Origin of the sequence: Microvirga sp. KLBC 81, from assembly GCF_003075415.1 — a bacterium.
Taxonomy (GTDB): domain Bacteria; phylum Pseudomonadota; class Alphaproteobacteria; order Rhizobiales; family Beijerinckiaceae; genus Microvirga.
Genome location: NZ_QDAH01000095.1, coordinates 1 through 16,272, shown reverse-complemented (window position 1 = coordinate 16,272; position 16,272 = coordinate 1). Strand labels below are relative to the sequence as shown.

Sequence of the window (16,272 nt, the reverse complement as noted above, 5' to 3'; positions counted from 1 at the left end):
TCCCGGTGCCCCGCGTCCCAGATGGGCTCACCATAGCATCCCTTTCCGAAGAAGGCAGATGGACGCATAAGGCACCGCGAACATCATGCCGGATAACGGCATCGTGGAGCGCTTCCACAAGACGGTGCTGAACGAGTTCTATCGGGTGGTCTTCCGCAAGAAGATCTACGGCTCGATTGCGGAGCTCCAGGCTGATCTCGATGCCTGGGTGAGGAGTTATAATGAGGAGCGGCTGCACCAGGGGCGGTGGTGCTTTGGCAAGACGCCGATGCAGACCTTCTTGAATGCCGTGCCGCTGGCGAAGGAGAAAATGATTGCAGCCTAATCCTGTCGGACAGGCTCAATCCGATCACTCTCTGACGCCAACTGTCCGATCAAATACCGACTACTACACAATCACCTGCTCGGAGTCGCGGGCGATGCGATGAACGCGCTGCTTGTGGCCACCGACCACAATCTGCGACTGATCCTGAACTGGCTCAGACTTTTTGTGGATCTGTTGCAAATTCGGTTTCTACTTGTCTTTTGCAACTGAGCTTCGAAGGCTCGTGACTGGAAAATCAACCACTTACGGTGACAACCAAAGCGCCAGAATGGCCCCTGAAATGACTATACTCGAAGTTTGCAACAGATCCCGCTTGATAGCCCGATGATCCTGCTCGATGTGATTATTATCGGGCATGCTTTTCTTCGACACCACCGGCGCGTTGGCACAGTCAGCTCGGCGGCTGTATCCTGGTACGACCGGGACAGGGGTGTCGGGAGCACGTGATGTGGGCAGGCCGAGCTACTTGGTCGGCCCTGAACAATGCGGTTTCAGGTGAAGGGTGTTGGATTTTAGACAGCTTGGGAAGTATCCGGTTGCGCGGATGAACTGATCAGGGCTGCTATGAGCCAGGCGACAAAAAGGGATCTGTTGCAAACTTCGAGTATAGTCATTTCAGGGGCCATTCTGGCGCTTTGGTTGTCACCGTAAGTGGTTGATTTTCCAGTCACGAGCCTTCGAAGCTCAGTTGCAAAAGACAAGTAGAAACCGAATTTGCAACAGATCCTGCGGAAGTGGGAGGAAGTCACGGGTGGAGGCATGCGAGCGTCTCCGGGAGGTCAGTGAGTTCTGGCCCGAATACTGCCGGATCGGCCGACAAGCGTCTAGCGTGTGGCTCTGCTGCGTCGCCATATATATATCTGAAGTTCTCCCTTAGCAGAGAACGCCCTGCCTGTCTCCGCACAATCTGTAGCCCTGCTTCGCATCCGTGCACAGTTCGCGTGGAACTCCTGGCACCAGAACTGGGCGTGCTTTGATGCGAAGCTCCCAGGTGACATGCGGATTGCTCTCTCATAGATCTTCATGAACGCGCTTCGAGTGGATCTGCAGTGGCCCGGTGCCTCGCGTCAATGTGCGCTCAAGCGTCTCGCAGCATGGGCGCACGATCGCCAGCCGTGCTCGCCGAGCTGCAAAGCACACGGCGGCCCAGACTGAAGTCGGGGTGCTTGCGGGCCAACTTTTTCGCTCAGACGCATCGACGGCTTTGTAGGGTCCAACACAAAAAGATGCCGGGCCCAAGGCCCGGCGCAAAGTTGAGGTCCGACAAATAAAGTCAAAACCTTCCAGAGGGAACGGCCGACACGGCAGCGCCGGGAGGGAGAAAAGCGGTGCCGCGTTGAAATCAGCCGCTGTTGATATCGGCTGCATTCGACTTCCTGGCAATGCAACATGCCTCATGAAAGGGCTGCGCTGCATACATACTTCTGAAACCGCGGGCGCCAAGGAGAAGAATTTTCTTCGTCGGATTCATCCACGAAGACCTGCAGCAACTCTGGAGGTGACGCACGTCCGCATCTGTCACACAGCATAAACGCGCCAAGATCCTCTCGACACTAAAGCTCGGCAACACGCTGGCGACACGGGATGCTTATTGGAGACCATGCATGCTGCGGCACGACGCGGGCCTTTGAGCAAAGCGCCAGCGGCACCATTGGAGTTATTTGAAGACCCGGCTGAAGAAACGCTGCTGCCCTCCGCCACATGCGTCTGCATGCCGTGGAATGCGAGCATGCTGCTGTCCCGACCTAGGGCAGTTGTGAGCACAAGTAAACGACGGTGACCGCAGACGAAGCGGTAGAGATCACCAGACACAGATCGATGAGCGTTCCTGGCCGATAGTTCGCAATGCGCTTCAACATGACATCTCCTGAAAAGTTGCGGTTGAACGGGTGCTCTCCAACTGAAGCCGACAGTTCAGCGATCCAGTGCTCGCCTGCGACGCGACGGGAATGTCGCGTGCTTCATATCGCGTGTACGCTCTTACAAGCACAGCTTGTGGCTACGATGCACCTCCGGCACAGCTGCCGCCTTTCGAGACGGGCCGATGAGATCCGCGGGTGACTTCATCGATGAACCGGAAGGGCCGACACTCCACTGCCTTTGCGCAGAGGTCGAACCGGAGCGTCTCCGAGCCACCGGCACACCGCCTCCAGGGTTTCAAATTCCTCCTCGGCCGCCGTAAACGGAGCCGGACGTGGCGCTTCCGGGCTGTCGTCCAGAAGCTCGATAATCCATGTGGTGTTCTTGCTGCGAGAGCCGCTGCGGACCACGCTGCCGATGATCTCGTCTCTAAGCAGCAGGTCATAGCTGCCGGACGCCAGCTGCCGAAGCTGATAGCCCATCATCGCCTCCCCGCGATCCGTTGCTCGACCAGCTTGTGCGACTGCGCGAGCAGGGTTTCGCGTTCGCTTGCGAGAATGATCGTCGGACGCTGGCCTGGACGCGCCACAAAGGACACCCAGCCGGTGTGCGTCGGTCCAAACCGGATCCGGTGATCCAGGAACTGGATCTCCTCAATCGCGCCAGAATCCTGGATGGCTTGAGACGTCAGGTCAGGGTGCGTTGTCATCGCTCCAGCCTCACAGGCTGCTCCAGGAGGAGGTTGGTTCGATGGCTCATCTCGCTGACCACGAACCAAGAGCAGACAGTGGCCAGGTCTGTGTGCCCTGATGCGTGACGTTCCAACACGAGCAAAAAGGGGCTCGCTGCGGCATGGCTGCAGCGAGCCCAAGTTTGGGAGGAACGTCCGAGAGGACATCTCCCCTTCGAGAGGGGAGTCAGGTGGCCGAAACAGCTGGCCACCTCCTCCGCTGCCGGGTTTGCCGACAGGGAGACCGGTGCAGGCCCATGGCCTACGAATTGCAGGCTTCGAGAGATTTTCAGCCCATACCCTCACGTGCCATATCCTCGCCCGCCCTGCGGTCCGTGCGACATCGCAGCCATGGAGCGCATTGCCAATGCTATTCAACTCTTCTTGCCGCTTCGGAGACGAGATCTGCAGCGATCGCCAACTCGGCCTCGTCAAATTCAAAGCAGCCACAACTGTCGAGGGTTATGCCGGTGGCATGGCAGCAAACCTCGAGCCAAAAGGGCGGCATGTCAGGCCGGGCATCTTCCGGCTGAACGATCTCTATTAATCGCACCTCCACAGCACGAGAGCGCGCCAATGTCACGGAGCGGACACCGCCAGTCATATCCGCTGTCACCGCCAGCTGAGCATACGCACGAAGAATCGCCTGCTCGATGTGGTCGAGGTTGGAATCCTCGGCAGAGACCTGATCTCCGTGTTTCGACCTTCCCGGTCGATCGACAAGCCCAAGTGGGGTCGACGTTCTCCTGTCGGACTGCCAAGACGATCGCCTGTGGGCTGGAAGCGCTCGCATCTTGTGGCCTCGTGTATCCTGCACGTTCACGTCCATCCCTCTGTCCCGCTCAGCCTAGACGGCAATCGTCTCTTCCACCGGCGTGAACGGCAGGCCGAGGCTGTCGGCCACAGCCTTGTTGGTCAGACGCCCGCGGTGAATGTTCAGGCCCTCCCGCAGGTGGCGGTTGTCGAGCACGGCCCGAAGACCTTCGTTCGCCAGCTCCAGGCCAAAGGGGAGCGTCGCGTTGTTGAGGGCATGGCTCGAGGTGAGCGGAACAGCCCCGGGCATGTTGGCGACGCAGTAATGCACCACGCCATCGACCTCATAGATCGGATCGGCATGGGTGGTGGCGCGCGAGGTCTCGAAGCAGCCACCTTGATCAATCGCCACATCCACGATCACGGCGCCGCGGCGCATGCGCCGCAGCATCACGCGTGTCACGAGCTTCGGTGCACTGGCGCCCGGCACCAGGACCGCGCCGATCACCACATCGGCGGCGAACACCTCCTGCTCGAGGCTCTCCAGGGTCGAGAAGCGGGTGCGGACCCGACCGGCAAAAAGCTCGTCCAGCTCTCGGAGGCGCGGGATCGAGCGGTCAAGCACCGTCACCTCCGCGCCCAGTCCAACAGCCATGCGGGCGGCGTGAGTGCCCACCACCCCGCCGCCGATCACCACAACCCGAGCCGGCGGCACACCTGGCACACCGCCAAGCAGCAATCCGCGCCCACCGGCCGAGCGCTTGAGCGCGGCGCCTGCGGCCTCAATGGACAGCCGGCCGGCCACCTCGCTCATGGGAGCCAGCAGCGGCAGCCCGCCCCGGGCGTCGGTCACGGTTTCGTACGCAATGGCCGTGCATCCGGAGGCGAGCAGGCCCTTGGTCTGATCCGGGTCGGGCGCCAAATGGAGATAGGTGAAGAGAATCTGCCCTTCGCGCAGCTGAACCCATTCGCTGGGTTGCGGCTCCTTGACCTTCACGACCATCTCGGCCCGAGCGAAGATCTCGGCAGCCGTATCGACGACAACCGCTCCGGCCTGCCGGTAAGCCTCGTCGTCGGCACCGATTCCGGCACCGGCCTTGGTCTCAACGAGCACCGTATGGCCCGCTGTCACGTACTCGCGGACCGCGCCTGGGGTGAGCCCGACGCGATACTCGTGAGTCTTGATTTCCTTCGGCACCCCAACGCGCATAAAAACCTCCTTGGTACTAGACACGGCGGCAGCCACGGGCGAAACCGACCACCTCAATCAAGCCGCAGTTTGTGCGAGCGTATCTTTGACAATCTTCGCTGCGGCTTCGTATCCGATGCTGTTCACCAGCTCTGTCGCGAATGCGGTGCTGGACGCCAGATTGCTTTCACATCTGGCCGTATTCGCCTTCACGCCAACCACGCACGTTGTGGTGAACGCTTTGGCTGCGTTGCACAACAGTTCCATCGACTGGTGGATGCTGAAGATGATCACGGGCTCCATGGCGTTCAGCTGCAATTGCCCCGCTTCAGCTGCCATGGCGACCGTGGTCTCGAGGCCGTAGACGTAGAAGCAGACCTGGTTGAGCGCCTCAGCCGCCACGGGATTGACTTTGCCCGGCATCAAGGACGATCCGGGTTGGAGCGTCGGTAGAATGATTTCACCAATGCCGCCCCGCGGCCCACTCGACAGAAGTCGGAAATCGTTCGCAATCTTCGAAAGCTTGGCCGCCGTTCGCTTGATCATGCTCATCTGGAGCATGAACGCGCCCATGTCCCAGCTTGCCTCAAACAGGTCTTTTGAGCCGACCACAGGCAGCCCCGTGTCGCGTGCCAAGTGCTCGAGCGCACGCGCGCGATAGGACGGCGTGGCTCCGACCCCTGTTCCAATCGCAGTCCCGCCCAGGTTGACCTCAAGGAACAGCCGTTCAGTCTCTTTGAGACGGTCACAATCTTCAAGAATGGTTGTTGCAAAGGCCGCGAATTCCTGCCCAAGCGTCATGGCTACCGCGTCCTGAAGCTGCGTTCGCCCGAGCTTGCGGATGCTGACGAATTCGTCCGCTTTGCTGTTGAGGGCTGCGGCCAGTCCGGCCAGTGCGTCGCGCAAGTTGCGGCTTGCCGGAATGATGGATAGGCGAACAGCGGTCGCATAGGCATCGTTCGTCGACTGGGATCGATTGACGTCGTCGTTCGGGTGGACGAGGCGCCCCTCGCCGCGCACACCACCCAGCAGTTCACTCGCGCGGTTGGCAAGCACCTCGTTCATGTTCATGTTGGTGGACGTGCCTGCTCCGCCTTGGAAGACATCGACGAGGAATTCCTCGTCCTGTTTTCCGGCCAACACCTCCTGGCAAGCCTGCACGATGGCGTCCCGCTTTTCGGGCGACAGGTAGCCTTCCTCGCAGTTTGCCCGAGCGGCCGCCATCTTGACGTGGGCCAACGCCTGAATGACGAGCGGCAAACGCTTGATCGTGATGCCCGAGATCGGAAAGTTCGCGATCGCTCTGGCTGTCTGCGCGCCATAGTAGCGATCCGACGGCACGCTGACGGGACCCAAGGGATCAGATTCGATGCGGTGGTCAACAGTCATGAATAACTCTACGAGGTTGATCTTTGCGCCGAGCCAGGTCCGCTGGCGCATATTGTTTTGACGGCAACACCCGAACTCTTCAGGTGAACCGCCGGTCGGGAAGAGAGCAGCGCCGGCTCGAACTACGAGCTCACCCGCGATTGATGCACACCACCTTGGGCTGAGTCATTTCCTCATAGGCAAAGCGAACGCCTTCCCGGCCCATGCTGCCGTATTTGAAACCCCCGAAGGGCATGGCGTCGAACCGGTAATCCGAGGAGTCGTTGATCATCACCCCGCCGGCCTCGATCCTGCCGGCCGTCTCAAGCGCGACAGCCAGATTGTTGGTGAAGATGCCGGCGTGCAGACTATAGTCCGGATCATTGGCCATCGCGATGGCTTCATCGAGCGTGTCGAAGGGAGCCAGCATGACGACAGGCGCAAACACTTCCTCGTGCCACAGGCGGCATGTCGTCGGCGTGCCTTCCAGCACCGTCGGGTGATACAAGGACCCCTCGCGGCGGTGCCCGCAGAGCAGTCTCGCTCCGGTGGTAATGGCTTCATCGACCGCTGCCTCGGTGCGTTCCGCTACCTGTTCTGAGATCATCGGGCCGACATCAGTCGCTTCGGAGAGCGGATCACCAGCCTTGAGATTCTTGGTCGCTTCAACAAAGGCCTTTCGGAAGCGATCGTAGAGTCCGGCTTGGATCAGAATGCGTTGAGCGCCAATGCAATTCTGCCCGGCAGCCCAGAAGGCACCGGAGACGCAAGCCTCGACCGCTTTGTCAAAGTCGCAATCATTCATCACGATGACGGGAGCATTGCCACCGAGTTCCATCGCCAGCTTCTTGAGCCCCGCCGAGCGGCTGATCGCTTCGCCTGTTGCAAATCCACCGGTGAACGACACCATGCGGACGTCGCGAGCCGCGACCAGAGCCTTGCCGAGATCTGTACCGCCGACAGCGACAGTTATAACCTCCTGCGGCAAGCCGGCTTCGCGAAGCACGTTGACGAGGTTGATTGCCGAAAGCGGCGTCAGCTCTGATGGCTTCAGCAAAACCGCGTTACCCGCTGCAATTGCGGGGCCGAGCTTATGAGCGACAAGGTTCAGGGGGTCGTTGTAGGGGGTGATGGCGGTGATGATGCCGAGCGGCTCACGGGTAAACCAGCCCTGGCGCTGTTCTGATCCCGCGTAGGCGTCAAACGGCACGATCTCCCCAGCGTTTCGCTTTGCCTCTTCGGCTGAGAGCTTCAGCGTGTTGACGCAGCGAAGGACTTCCTTCCGTGCCTGCACAATCGTTTTGCCGGCTTCCCGCACGATGGTTTTGGCAAATGCATCGCGACGGCTTTCAACGATTTGAGCGGCACGCTCAAGAATGCTCGCTCGTTGATGTCGTGGCAGGTTACGGGAAAGCTCGGCCCCGCGCCGGGCGTACGCGAGAAGCTCACTGATTTCTCTTGCATCCGTCGCCTGGACCGATCCCACGAGAGCCCCATCATAGGGGCTGTACACGGATATGGGTGCCAAGCGAGTCGTGATATGAAGTTTGGCAGCGGTCATTCGCCAGCTTCCTCTTCCCTGATGATGCGCCGGCATCCGCTGCGGTTAGGTTTGTTGGTTAGGGCAAGGTGCATTGACCCGCGCCCCACCCTCGCTTTTGATGCAGTGGTCGATGGCGACATGAACGCTTGCGATGGCGGACGGAGAGGTCCGGCCGCCATCGTTCAGACTTTCTGGCCGTCGCGGGTCAGTTCGTCCATGACCTGGCGCACGGCCGCTTCGGCGATGGAGACGATCTCGTCGACCTCAACTTTGGTCGTGACCAGAGGCGGTGCGAAGCCCAGAATGTCGCCGTGCGGCATCGCGCGCGCGATCAGCCCACGGTCACGGGCCGCCTTGGAGATCCGGGCGCCCACCTTCACGCTCGCCTCGAAGCGCGACTTTCTCGCCCGATCCGCCACGAACTCGATCGCTCCCATCAAGCCGACACCCCGCACCTCGCCTACAATCGGGAGCTGGGCGAAGACGGCTTTCAGGCGCTCCTGGAAGTAGCCCCCAACCTCCCGCGCATTGCCGGGCAGGTTCTCCTGCTCGACCAGGTCCAGGACCGCGTTCGCGGCCGCCGCGCCGATCGGATGGCCGGAATAGGTGTACCCGTGCGAGAACGCGCCGACGCGGTCGGCACCGTCCTCGAGAACCTGGTAGACCTTTTCGCCGACGATTGAGCCCGACAACGGGAAGTAGGCGGAGGTCAAGCCCTTGGCGACGGTGATCAGGTCAGGCTCGATGCCATAATGCTGCGAGCCGAACATTGAGCCCGTGCGGCCAAAGCCGGTGATGACCTCGTCGGCAATCAGCAGCACGTCGTACTTCTTCAACACCTGCTGGATCGCCGGCCAGTAGCCCTCCGGCGGCGGCGTGATGCCGCCGGTCCCAAGGACAGGCTCGCCGATAAAGGCCCCGACCGTCTCCGGCCCCTCGCGCAGGATCAGTTGCTCCAGTTCCGCCGCCCGGCGCTGCGAGAACTCGAGCTCCGTCTCACCCGGGTGAGCACCCCAGTAATGGTGCGGCACGCCGGTATGGATGATGCCGGAGACGGGCAGATCCATGTAGTCGTGGTAGAAGCTCATCCCCGTCATCGAGCCGGAGATCACGCTGCAGCCATGATAGCCGCGCTCGCGTGATATGATCTTCTTTTTCTGGGGCTGACCGCGCAGGTTGTTGTAGTACCAGACGAGCTTCGCATTGGTCTCATTGGCATCGGAGCCCGACATGCCATAGAACACCTTGCTCATCTTACCCGGCGCCATGCGGACCAGGCGGTCGGACAGAATGGCCAGCTCGTCTGTGGTGTGGGCGGCATAGGAATGGTAATAGGCCAGCCGGTACGCCTGCCCGGAGATCGCCTCCGCAATCTCTGTGCGGCCATAGCCGACGTTGACGCAGTAGAGACCGGCAAAGCCATCGATGTACTCGCGCCCCGTGGCATCTTTGATGCGGATTCCCTTGCCGGTTTCGACGATCGTCGGATCGCCGGCCTTGCCGGTGGCAAAGTCCTTGAGCTGGGTGAAGGGATGGAGCACGCTGGCCTTATCGAGCCGGCCGATCTCGGCCACGTTGAGTGTCATTGTCGTTCTCCCCACCTCAAGCGACTAGGTTGCCGAGGCACAGGTATTTCGGTCGAAGGGCAACGGCGGCGATAGGGGCGCCTGCCGGACCGCTGCAAGTTATCGCGCCGTGCCGTGCCGTTGACGGCTTTGTGGGGCGTGGATAGGGTTCGATCCTGCAAAGATGCAGCCACTGGCGCAGGAAACGTGCATGTCCCCTCTCGATCGCCTCGATGCGGCTATTCTCGAAATCGTGCAACGCAATAATCGCGTCACCTCCGAGGAGCTGGGAGGCCTCATCAATCTCTCGCCGACGGCATGCCAGCGCCTCCTCAAGCGGCTTCGGGCTGAGGGCGTGATCGAAGCCGATGTGGCCATCGTGTCTCCGAAGAAGGTCGGCCGCGGCGTCACGATGATTGTGCTCGTCTCGCTCGAGCGGGAGCGTGCCGATATCATCGACCGGTTCAAGAGTGCCATTCGTGCGACGCGGGAGGTGATGATCGGCTTTTACGTCACGGGGATGCCGACTTTCTCTTGGTTGTGGCAGCGAAGAGCATGGAGGATTATGAAGAGTTTACGCGCCGGTTCTTCTACGAGAATCCCGATATCAAGGGCTTCAAGACCATGGTCGTGATGGACCGCGCGAAGGCAGGCTTTGAGTTCCCGATTGATGCCGACGATCCGGTGTTCGGCGGGAACTCGGGTCGCTAGATGTGCGGTTCAAGGCCAAGTGGAGCAATCAGCGGCTGAACGGTGCTGCGGGGGCTAAGGACAATAAGTAGAGACGATGAACGCCACCGGATGTGACCGCACCTTTCTCAGTAATGGTTCGGAGGAGGCTCCTGCTCACTCCCAAAAGGTTAATTGGCTGATCGTCCGAGCTTTGAACATCGCCGCACAGCAACGGTATCACTGCCGCCGACCCTTGGCGCCAAGGGTGCGCATGAAAGCGCAGTCAACTGGCATCACAAACTGGATCTGTCGGAAGGGCATTGCCGAGGAGAGGCTGCCTTCGGCATATCCCTCTACGTACCCGACATTGGCACTAGTTTGGCGGGAGTAGTGTGCATTGTTTGCAAAGCCCGTATCATGAGAGGAACGCGTCCATTAATGGGATGGTCCGATGATCCTGCTCAAGGCGCTTGTTGAGATATCGAATCTGGTGGATGCGAATGGGCTTCAGCCCTCGCTTGGACCTATCCTGTATTCGGTTCGTCATGTCACGGGAGAGGTTCCCTCACGGTTGGCCTGACCTCCATCAATCACCATCCGCTCAGGCCGGATATGGCGCCTGATCGCATTGCACAGGTGTTTGGTAGCGGAACGCTGTTGAGACTGGGTACCTCGGGCAGTTGAGGACTCTGCCTGGCGCTTTGATCGCGTGCGGCGACCGCCTCCTCGTCCCCATGTCATAGCCCAGGAAAGGAGATCTTCAATGCTGCAACAGAACCCTGCTGCCCGCCGAGACAGTGCAGGCGATGTCAGCTGCTTCCAGCTCGAAGAGGTGGTCTCCGATGGCTCCATGGCATGGCTTCCTCAAGATCGCGTGCAATACGGACCAGGGTAGCCTCGTCGCCGAAACGGCCAACAATCTGAATCCCAATTGGCAGGCCGTCGGCGCTTTGCGCCAGTGGTAGCGACACCGAAGGGTGCCCCGTGACGTTGAAGACGCCAAGAAATTGATAGAGAGCAACATCCGCTTCCAGATACTCCTCTGCGGACAGCGTCGGGTTGGTCGTGCAGTAGATGCCGCCGTGCGGCGGCGCCACGAACGGCATCGTAGGCGTCAGCAGAATGTCGAAGCCTTGGATCGCCTCACCGACAAGGAACCGCATCTTCCGCAGAGCTTCTAACAAATCCCGCGCATCATACGGCTGGGAATTCCGGCAAAACTCGTGAATCTTCAGATTAATCGGCTCTAAAGTGTCCGCACAGATCTCACGTCCCATAGCCCGTGCGGTCTCTTCAAGAGAGGGTGCGCTGAGTATGGTCCGACCGAGCAGTATTCTTGCGTAGTCGGTTGGCTCATACGGCGCCTCAATATCTATCACCAAGTGGCCCATGTCCTCGAGAAGTGTGGCTGTCGTCTCGATAGCGCGCATGATTTCCGGGTCGACATCCACAGCGCCCCATTTGGACCTTGCGACCCCTACCCTCAACTTGCCCGTGGGCTGTGAAAGTTGCTCTACATAGGGACGATCCGGCTGAATGATGATGAACGGATCTCCGGGATAGGGGCCTGAAAAGACGTCGAGTGCGGCCGCCATATCCCGGACCGTCCGACAAACAACAAACTGTCGACTCATGCCAAACGATCCGTCTTGGTCGTTTGGGCCGCCGGAAATGCGGCCGCGGGACGGGTTCAGCCCGACAAGACCGCACCAAGCCGCAGGAACGCGAATTGAACCACCCCCGTCGTTGCCATGCGCGATCGGAGTAATGCCAGCGGCCACGGCCGCTCCTGCACCAGCGGACGAGCCCCCCGCAGATCGCGACAACTCCCATGGATTGCCGGTGATGCCATTGAGCAAGGATTTGCTCATCCCGGACGTACCAAACTCTGGTGTGGTCGTTCTTCCGATAGTTCGGAGCCCACCTTCTCGCGCTCGGTGAAAGAAATAGCTCTCGGTCTCGGGGCGATAGCCTTTGAACAGGCGGCTTCCATTTTCCTGGAGACGCCCGGCTTCAGTCGCACCCACGTCCTTACGAAGAAACGGAACGCCTGCAAAGAGGCCGTCGTTCGATCCCGTAACGGTCTCTGCATCCTCATAGAACTCAATGACGGCATTGATGAGAGGATTCACCTCGTTGTGAGCTTCACGCGCTAGCCGAACCAAATCTAGAGGAGCCACGTCACCCGACTTGGTGAGAGAGGCTAAGCCTATGGCATCGTATTCCGCGTATTCACTCAGCTTCATTGCAAACATCCTTCACTGACTTACCTGGTGCCCAACCGGATACATGTGTGGAACTTTCACCTCCGCAGCCTCGCAAATCCCTTGGTGCTATCGCATAACGCTCGCGCTGCGGGCCGCTCTCAGAACGAGGCGCTAACCCGCTCGACGATCACGGCACCGCATCAAACAACGCGCATCCTTCCGCTGAGCATGTCGCGCTCGCCCGGCGCGGCGTGCACGCGCCATTCGACGCGGTCAGGGGAAATCGATATAGCCGTTGCGGCAGCCATGCCTGTCATTGTGAGGTCGCGTCGAGAGATTGTCATAATGCATCCCCCTTTCCTCGCTGGTGGTGCGGTTGATCCGCCGGATGCGAGATTTCATGCGGCAAGCTAAGCTAGAGCCGTGGGCGCTTGTCCGCCCATCGCTGCAGCTGTTCGAATGCCGCCGAGGCCTGCAGTACACCAAGATCGTCAAAGCGTTTTCCGACGATCTGCAGACCGACCGGCAACCCAGCCGGCGTATACCCGCAAGGTACACTGGCTGCGGGATTCCAGGACATGTTGAACGGATGCGTGAATTCCGCCCACGTAATCCAGTCCCAGGGATGCGTCTGCCAGTGGCTAGGCATCAACTGCTCGGCCGGGAAAGCGGCGACCGAAGCGGAGGGTGTCAACAGGAAGTCCCAATCTTGGAACCAACGATGAATGTTAGCGACGTAGGCCATCTTCCGCAGACGCATCTCTTGGTAGCGAACGACGGAGACGCTTTCCGCATGCCTGATGCAGGCGACAAGGCCAGGGTCCATCTCCGCCTCCCATTCCGGAAGGTACCGTCCGAGCCTGGAGAAGTGCGCTGACCAGAAGAAGCGGATCAGCTCCGGCCCATCCTTCGCCCAAGGGGTTGCGACTTCCTCGACGATTGCGCCAAGCTCTGTAAAGCGTGCCACCGCAGCCTTGACAAGCTCCGCGACTTCTGGGTCGACGCGGGCGACACCTAGATCGGGGCTGTACGCGATGCGCCTGCCCTTCACCCCATCACGCAGTCGAGCGAGATAATTGGCAGGTCCCGCCTCAAGCGATGTGTAGTCGAGGAAGTGAGGTCCGGCCATAACCTCAAGCATCAATGCAGCGTCGGCGACCGTGCGCGTCATTGGCCCGATATGGGACGTCAGGTCACCCACAGGGACTGGATAATTCGGCACACGGCCGAAGCTTGGCTTGAGTCCGAACACACCGCAGAAATGCGAGGGCATGCGGATCGACCCCGCTCCGTCGCTGCCCTGGTGTAGGGGCCCATAGCCCGCCGCAGCGGCGGCCCCCGCACCTGCCGAGGACGCGCCGGCGCTATAGCCAAGCTTCCACGGATTGCTGGTGATGCCCGTCAGCGGACTGCGCGAGACGCCGGTCCAACCCATCTCAGACACCGTTGTCTTGCCGAGGAGGATTGCGCCCTCGTCCTGGAGGCGTGCCACGATCGGCGCATCCTCGTCCGGCTGATCGCCAGCGTAGATTCTGCTGCCGTGCTGTGTCGGCATGTCTTTTGTGATCGCCAAGTCCTTGATAGTGACAGGCACGCCGTGCAATCGGCCGATTGGCGCACCGCTCATCAGAGCGGCTTCCGCCTTTTTCGCATCATCCATCGCGCGGTCAGCGGCAAGGTAAGCAAAGGCGTTTAGCTTGGGCTCCAGGTCCGTAATGCGGGAAAGTAAATCGCGCATGTACTCAACTGGCGATATTTTCTTGGTGCGAATAAGCTCGGCCAGCTCGATGGCCGACATAAATCCGATGGTCTGAGAGTCCATACGATCGATCCTCTGTTACCTAATACCTCGCGATGAAGATGCTCGGCACCATGTCGCCTCGCGGAGCGGCTTCATAGCCCTTGGGCCGGTCACCGGCCAAAACGTAGACGGGTTCGTCGCCGCGAGGGGGTATCCGCTCTCAGAACGAAGCTGTTACGCGCTTGATGATCGTGGCGGCGCATTAGACGACGTGCATCGTTCCGCTGAGCGTGTCGCGCTCGTCCGGCGAGGCGTGCACGCGCCATTCGACGCGGCCAGGGAAAAGCGCAAAGACGCTTGTGGCGAGAGTCTGGTCGGTAGCGTCCCGCCGGTTCTTGTCGCAATAGATGGCCTCATCGAAGAGCACCACCTCCGCGCCCCCTGCGATCGCGCCTTCCGCAATCATCCGGTCCGCCGCCTCCTGCCGGGTGCGGGAAGAGAGGCTGATCGTTTGCTTCAGGCCGTCGAATTCCCGGGAGAGCAGGTGGTTGGCGTGGGCTCGCGGCGAGGCGACCTCCCGAAGGACGCAACCTGAGGACGGCGATTCGACAGAGAGGAGCCGACGCGTCTTGGCCTCACCGAGATTGTGATGGAAGCCGCTGGCGCGGTCCTTGCGCTTCAGGATTTCAACCGCTTCGTCCAGCCCTTTTGCATCGAGGATCGCACGGCAGATGATCTGCCGTGGCACGCCAAGCTGAAGGTCGTGGGCTCTGATGTTGTTAATGGTCTGCACAAGTCCGGCCTCGTTTAGACCGAGTGTGTGTCCCGGCAGCATGCCGGGATACATGAAGCTGCTCCAGGCGGAGCCTTCGTCGGGCTCGGCTTCGACCCACAGACAAGCGCCGAGTAGCTCCGCCGCACCATCCTCATTGTGGGCGATTACTGCCGGGCCGTCGCCTTCTGCCGGTATCAGGAGCGAGGTGCAGCCCGTGGCGGCGACGGCTTTCGCCGCAGGGGAGACATTATCGGGAAGCCGCAGGTCGCCCCGGCAGTTCCAGAGGAAGACCGTTTCGAAATCATGCCCGACACCTGCAGCGATCCCCTCGAGCTCGGCCACGAAGCGTGGATAGGCCGCGCGGGCTGCGGATTCTAGTGCCTTCAGATAGTCCGATCCGCGCCAGCAGGCCTCTAGCGCCTGATATTCCTCCGTGAGCAGGGCGCGTTCGCCGAAGCCAGTGGCGCTGGCCTGACCAAGCGCGAAGCCGATCGAGAAGGCGTCGCCCTTGGCGCGGACGCGGGAGATGGGATTACTGGACATATGAGGCCTCTGCTTTCCGTGAGTCGTTGTTAATTATTGGGTGACCGGTCTGAGGGGATGCTCGCGCCGAAGACGGCCGACAAGGACTGAGCGAGGCCGCCGCAAAAGGCCCTTCCCTTCAGGATACTGCGGAGGGAGAAATCCGTTTTCATGTTGTGGCTCACCTGGTGTTTCTGCCCGCTACGCGAGGACACAAGGCACAAAGAACCAAAAACAGAACGGCCCCGCACCTTCAAGAAGGGCGAAACGATCCCCCCTCCTCTATGCAGGCCACTGTCCTCCATTGGCCTCAATGCGTCATTTGATACATACTAGACAGAAATGCGTCAACTGTTCCACGCCCAACTTTAGGGTGGTTTGTCGCAGCATTGGAAGCCTGAGTTGGTCGATGTGGACGGGGAGAACCAAGACTATGGAGGAAATCACCGGGCCGGGATCGCATGATCGGATTGGTGGCAATGCGCAAGTCCGGGACTCTCGATCATGCCAAGGTGGCTTAGCTAGGAAAGCCTCTGGCCGCTTGGTCCAGATAAGCAACCGGAAAGCTTGGCATAAAGGTTCGCCGTAATTGACCTGCACTCGTCGGCATTCATAGCGCAGATATTGGCAACCATGACCGACGCTCATCCGCCGACCACAGCGACCGCACACCACGAGATCCTGCAGCAGGGCGCGTCCCTCGCGCGAGGCGCCGTGCCGTTTGGCAGCGAAGTTGTAGAGGTTGTCCTGCAGAGATCGCCGATTCAGCAGACACTAGTGATAGCTGATATAGGTCGGGTAGACGTCCGGGATGACGATGTCTCACGCGTCCACGGGAAAGCGTCGCGCCGACACGACAGGCGGATCCCCAGGGCTGACCTCCTGCTTGCGGCGTACGTAGACAAAGACCCCGGCGTACACCGGACTGATCTTCCCCCGATTGCGCGGCTCTCCCGCACTTTGCGTGGATTACGCTGCCAGGAGCACCCGGCGGCGCAGGAGATCGAAGCTGGCTCGTCCAT

The 16,272-nt window shown here is 60.4% G+C and carries 11 protein-coding genes and 3 pseudogenes; 3 read left to right on the top strand and 11 right to left on the bottom strand.

What is annotated here, in order from left to right; all coding sequences use genetic code 11:
• Positions 1-94: 94 nt before the first annotated feature.
• Positions 95-325 (top strand): annotated as a pseudogene (locus DC522_RS28795) (integrase core domain-containing protein); the annotation flags it as partial.
• A 2,063-nt stretch (positions 326-2,388) separates the two neighbouring features.
• On the opposite strand, the gene DC522_RS28790 reads toward DC522_RS28795, so the two are convergent.
• From DC522_RS28790 to DC522_RS28760, 6 genes are all read right to left on the bottom strand, one after another.
• Positions 2,389-2,670, bottom strand: a complete 282-nt coding sequence (locus DC522_RS28790; protein ID WP_371680760.1) for a hypothetical protein — start codon at positions 2,668-2,670, stop codon at positions 2,389-2,391.
• Positions 2,667-2,894 carry a hypothetical protein gene (locus DC522_RS28785; RefSeq protein ID WP_116531966.1) on the bottom strand — a complete coding sequence of 76 codons (228 nt, stop codon included), beginning with the start codon at positions 2,892-2,894 and terminating at the stop codon, positions 2,667-2,669. Before DC522_RS28785 ends, DC522_RS28790 begins: the two co-directional genes overlap by 4 nt.
• Positions 2,895-3,762: 868 nt before the next feature.
• Positions 3,763-4,878 carry an alanine dehydrogenase gene (gene ald / locus DC522_RS28775; RefSeq protein WP_116531964.1) on the bottom strand — a complete coding sequence of 372 codons (1,116 nt, stop codon included), beginning with the start codon at positions 4,876-4,878 and terminating at the stop codon, positions 3,763-3,765.
• A gap of 57 nt (positions 4,879-4,935) precedes the next feature.
• The gene (locus tag DC522_RS28770; protein WP_116531968.1) at positions 4,936-6,246 is read right to left on the bottom strand and encodes an aspartate ammonia-lyase; all 1,311 of its coding nucleotides are present in this window, start codon (positions 6,244-6,246) and stop codon (positions 4,936-4,938) included.
• 130 nt (positions 6,247-6,376) lie between these two features.
• Positions 6,377-7,786: an aldehyde dehydrogenase family protein gene (locus DC522_RS28765; RefSeq protein ID WP_116531963.1), complete on the bottom strand. Its 1,410-nt coding sequence runs from the start codon at positions 7,784-7,786 to the stop codon at positions 6,377-6,379.
• A 164-nt stretch (positions 7,787-7,950) separates the two neighbouring features.
• Positions 7,951-9,354 (bottom strand): aspartate aminotransferase family protein, encoded by a 1,404-nt coding sequence (locus DC522_RS28760; RefSeq protein ID WP_116531962.1) that lies wholly within the window; start codon positions 9,352-9,354, stop codon positions 7,951-7,953.
• Positions 9,355-9,544: 190 nt separating this feature from the next.
• Between DC522_RS28760 and DC522_RS28755 the strand changes: the two are divergent.
• Positions 9,545-10,044, top strand: a pseudogene (locus DC522_RS28755) (Lrp/AsnC family transcriptional regulator).
• Between the two features lie 403 nt (positions 10,045-10,447).
• On the opposite strand, the pseudogene DC522_RS36445 reads toward DC522_RS28755, so the two are convergent.
• From DC522_RS36445 to DC522_RS28740, 5 genes and pseudogenes are all read right to left on the bottom strand, one after another.
• A pseudogene (locus DC522_RS36445) lies at positions 10,448-10,632 on the bottom strand (IS6 family transposase); the annotation flags it as partial.
• 182 nt (positions 10,633-10,814) lie between these two features.
• The gene (locus DC522_RS28750; RefSeq protein WP_116531961.1) at positions 10,815-12,251 is read right to left on the bottom strand and encodes an amidase; all 1,437 of its coding nucleotides are present in this window, start codon (positions 12,249-12,251) and stop codon (positions 10,815-10,817) included.
• A gap of 161 nt (positions 12,252-12,412) precedes the next feature.
• Positions 12,413-12,556 carry a hypothetical protein gene (locus tag DC522_RS35520; RefSeq protein WP_205769825.1) on the bottom strand — a complete coding sequence of 48 codons (144 nt, stop codon included), beginning with the start codon at positions 12,554-12,556 and terminating at the stop codon, positions 12,413-12,415.
• Between the two features lie 71 nt (positions 12,557-12,627).
• Positions 12,628-14,034, bottom strand: a complete 1,407-nt coding sequence (locus DC522_RS28745; RefSeq protein ID WP_116531960.1) for an amidase family protein — start codon at positions 14,032-14,034, stop codon at positions 12,628-12,630.
• A gap of 181 nt (positions 14,035-14,215) precedes the next feature.
• Positions 14,216-15,271 carry a C45 family peptidase gene (locus DC522_RS28740; RefSeq protein ID WP_116531959.1) on the bottom strand — a complete coding sequence of 352 codons (1,056 nt, stop codon included), beginning with the start codon at positions 15,269-15,271 and terminating at the stop codon, positions 14,216-14,218.
• Between the two features lie 612 nt (positions 15,272-15,883).
• Here DC522_RS28740 and DC522_RS35515 point away from each other — a divergent pair.
• Positions 15,884-16,272: hypothetical protein (locus DC522_RS35515; protein ID WP_205769824.1), on the top strand; the 389-nt coding region annotated here is incomplete at its 3' end.

Bases quoted from the DNA above. Each gene is read 5' to 3' on its own strand.
- DC522_RS28790 (WP_371680760.1), bottom strand. From the start codon at position 2,670: ATGATGGGCTATCAGCTTCGGCAGCTGGCGTCCGGCAGCTATGACCTG.
- DC522_RS28785 (WP_116531966.1), bottom strand. From the start codon at position 2,894: ATGACAACGCACCCTGACCTGACGTCTCAAGCCATCCAGGATTCTGGC.
- ald (WP_116531964.1), bottom strand. From the start codon at position 4,878: ATGCGCGTTGGGGTGCCGAAGGAAATCAAGACTCACGAGTATCGCGTC.
- DC522_RS28770 (WP_116531968.1), bottom strand. From the start codon at position 6,246: ATGACTGTTGACCACCGCATCGAATCTGATCCCTTGGGTCCCGTCAGC.
- DC522_RS28765 (WP_116531963.1), bottom strand. From the start codon at position 7,786: ATGACCGCTGCCAAACTTCATATCACGACTCGCTTGGCACCCATATCC.
- DC522_RS28760 (WP_116531962.1), bottom strand. From the start codon at position 9,354: ATGACACTCAACGTGGCCGAGATCGGCCGGCTCGATAAGGCCAGCGTG.
- DC522_RS28750 (WP_116531961.1), bottom strand. From the start codon at position 12,251: ATGAAGCTGAGTGAATACGCGGAATACGATGCCATAGGCTTAGCCTCT.
- DC522_RS35520 (WP_205769825.1), bottom strand. From the start codon at position 12,556: ATGACAATCTCTCGACGCGACCTCACAATGACAGGCATGGCTGCCGCA.
- DC522_RS28745 (WP_116531960.1), bottom strand. From the start codon at position 14,034: ATGGACTCTCAGACCATCGGATTTATGTCGGCCATCGAGCTGGCCGAG.
- DC522_RS28740 (WP_116531959.1), bottom strand. From the start codon at position 15,271: ATGTCCAGTAATCCCATCTCCCGCGTCCGCGCCAAGGGCGACGCCTTC.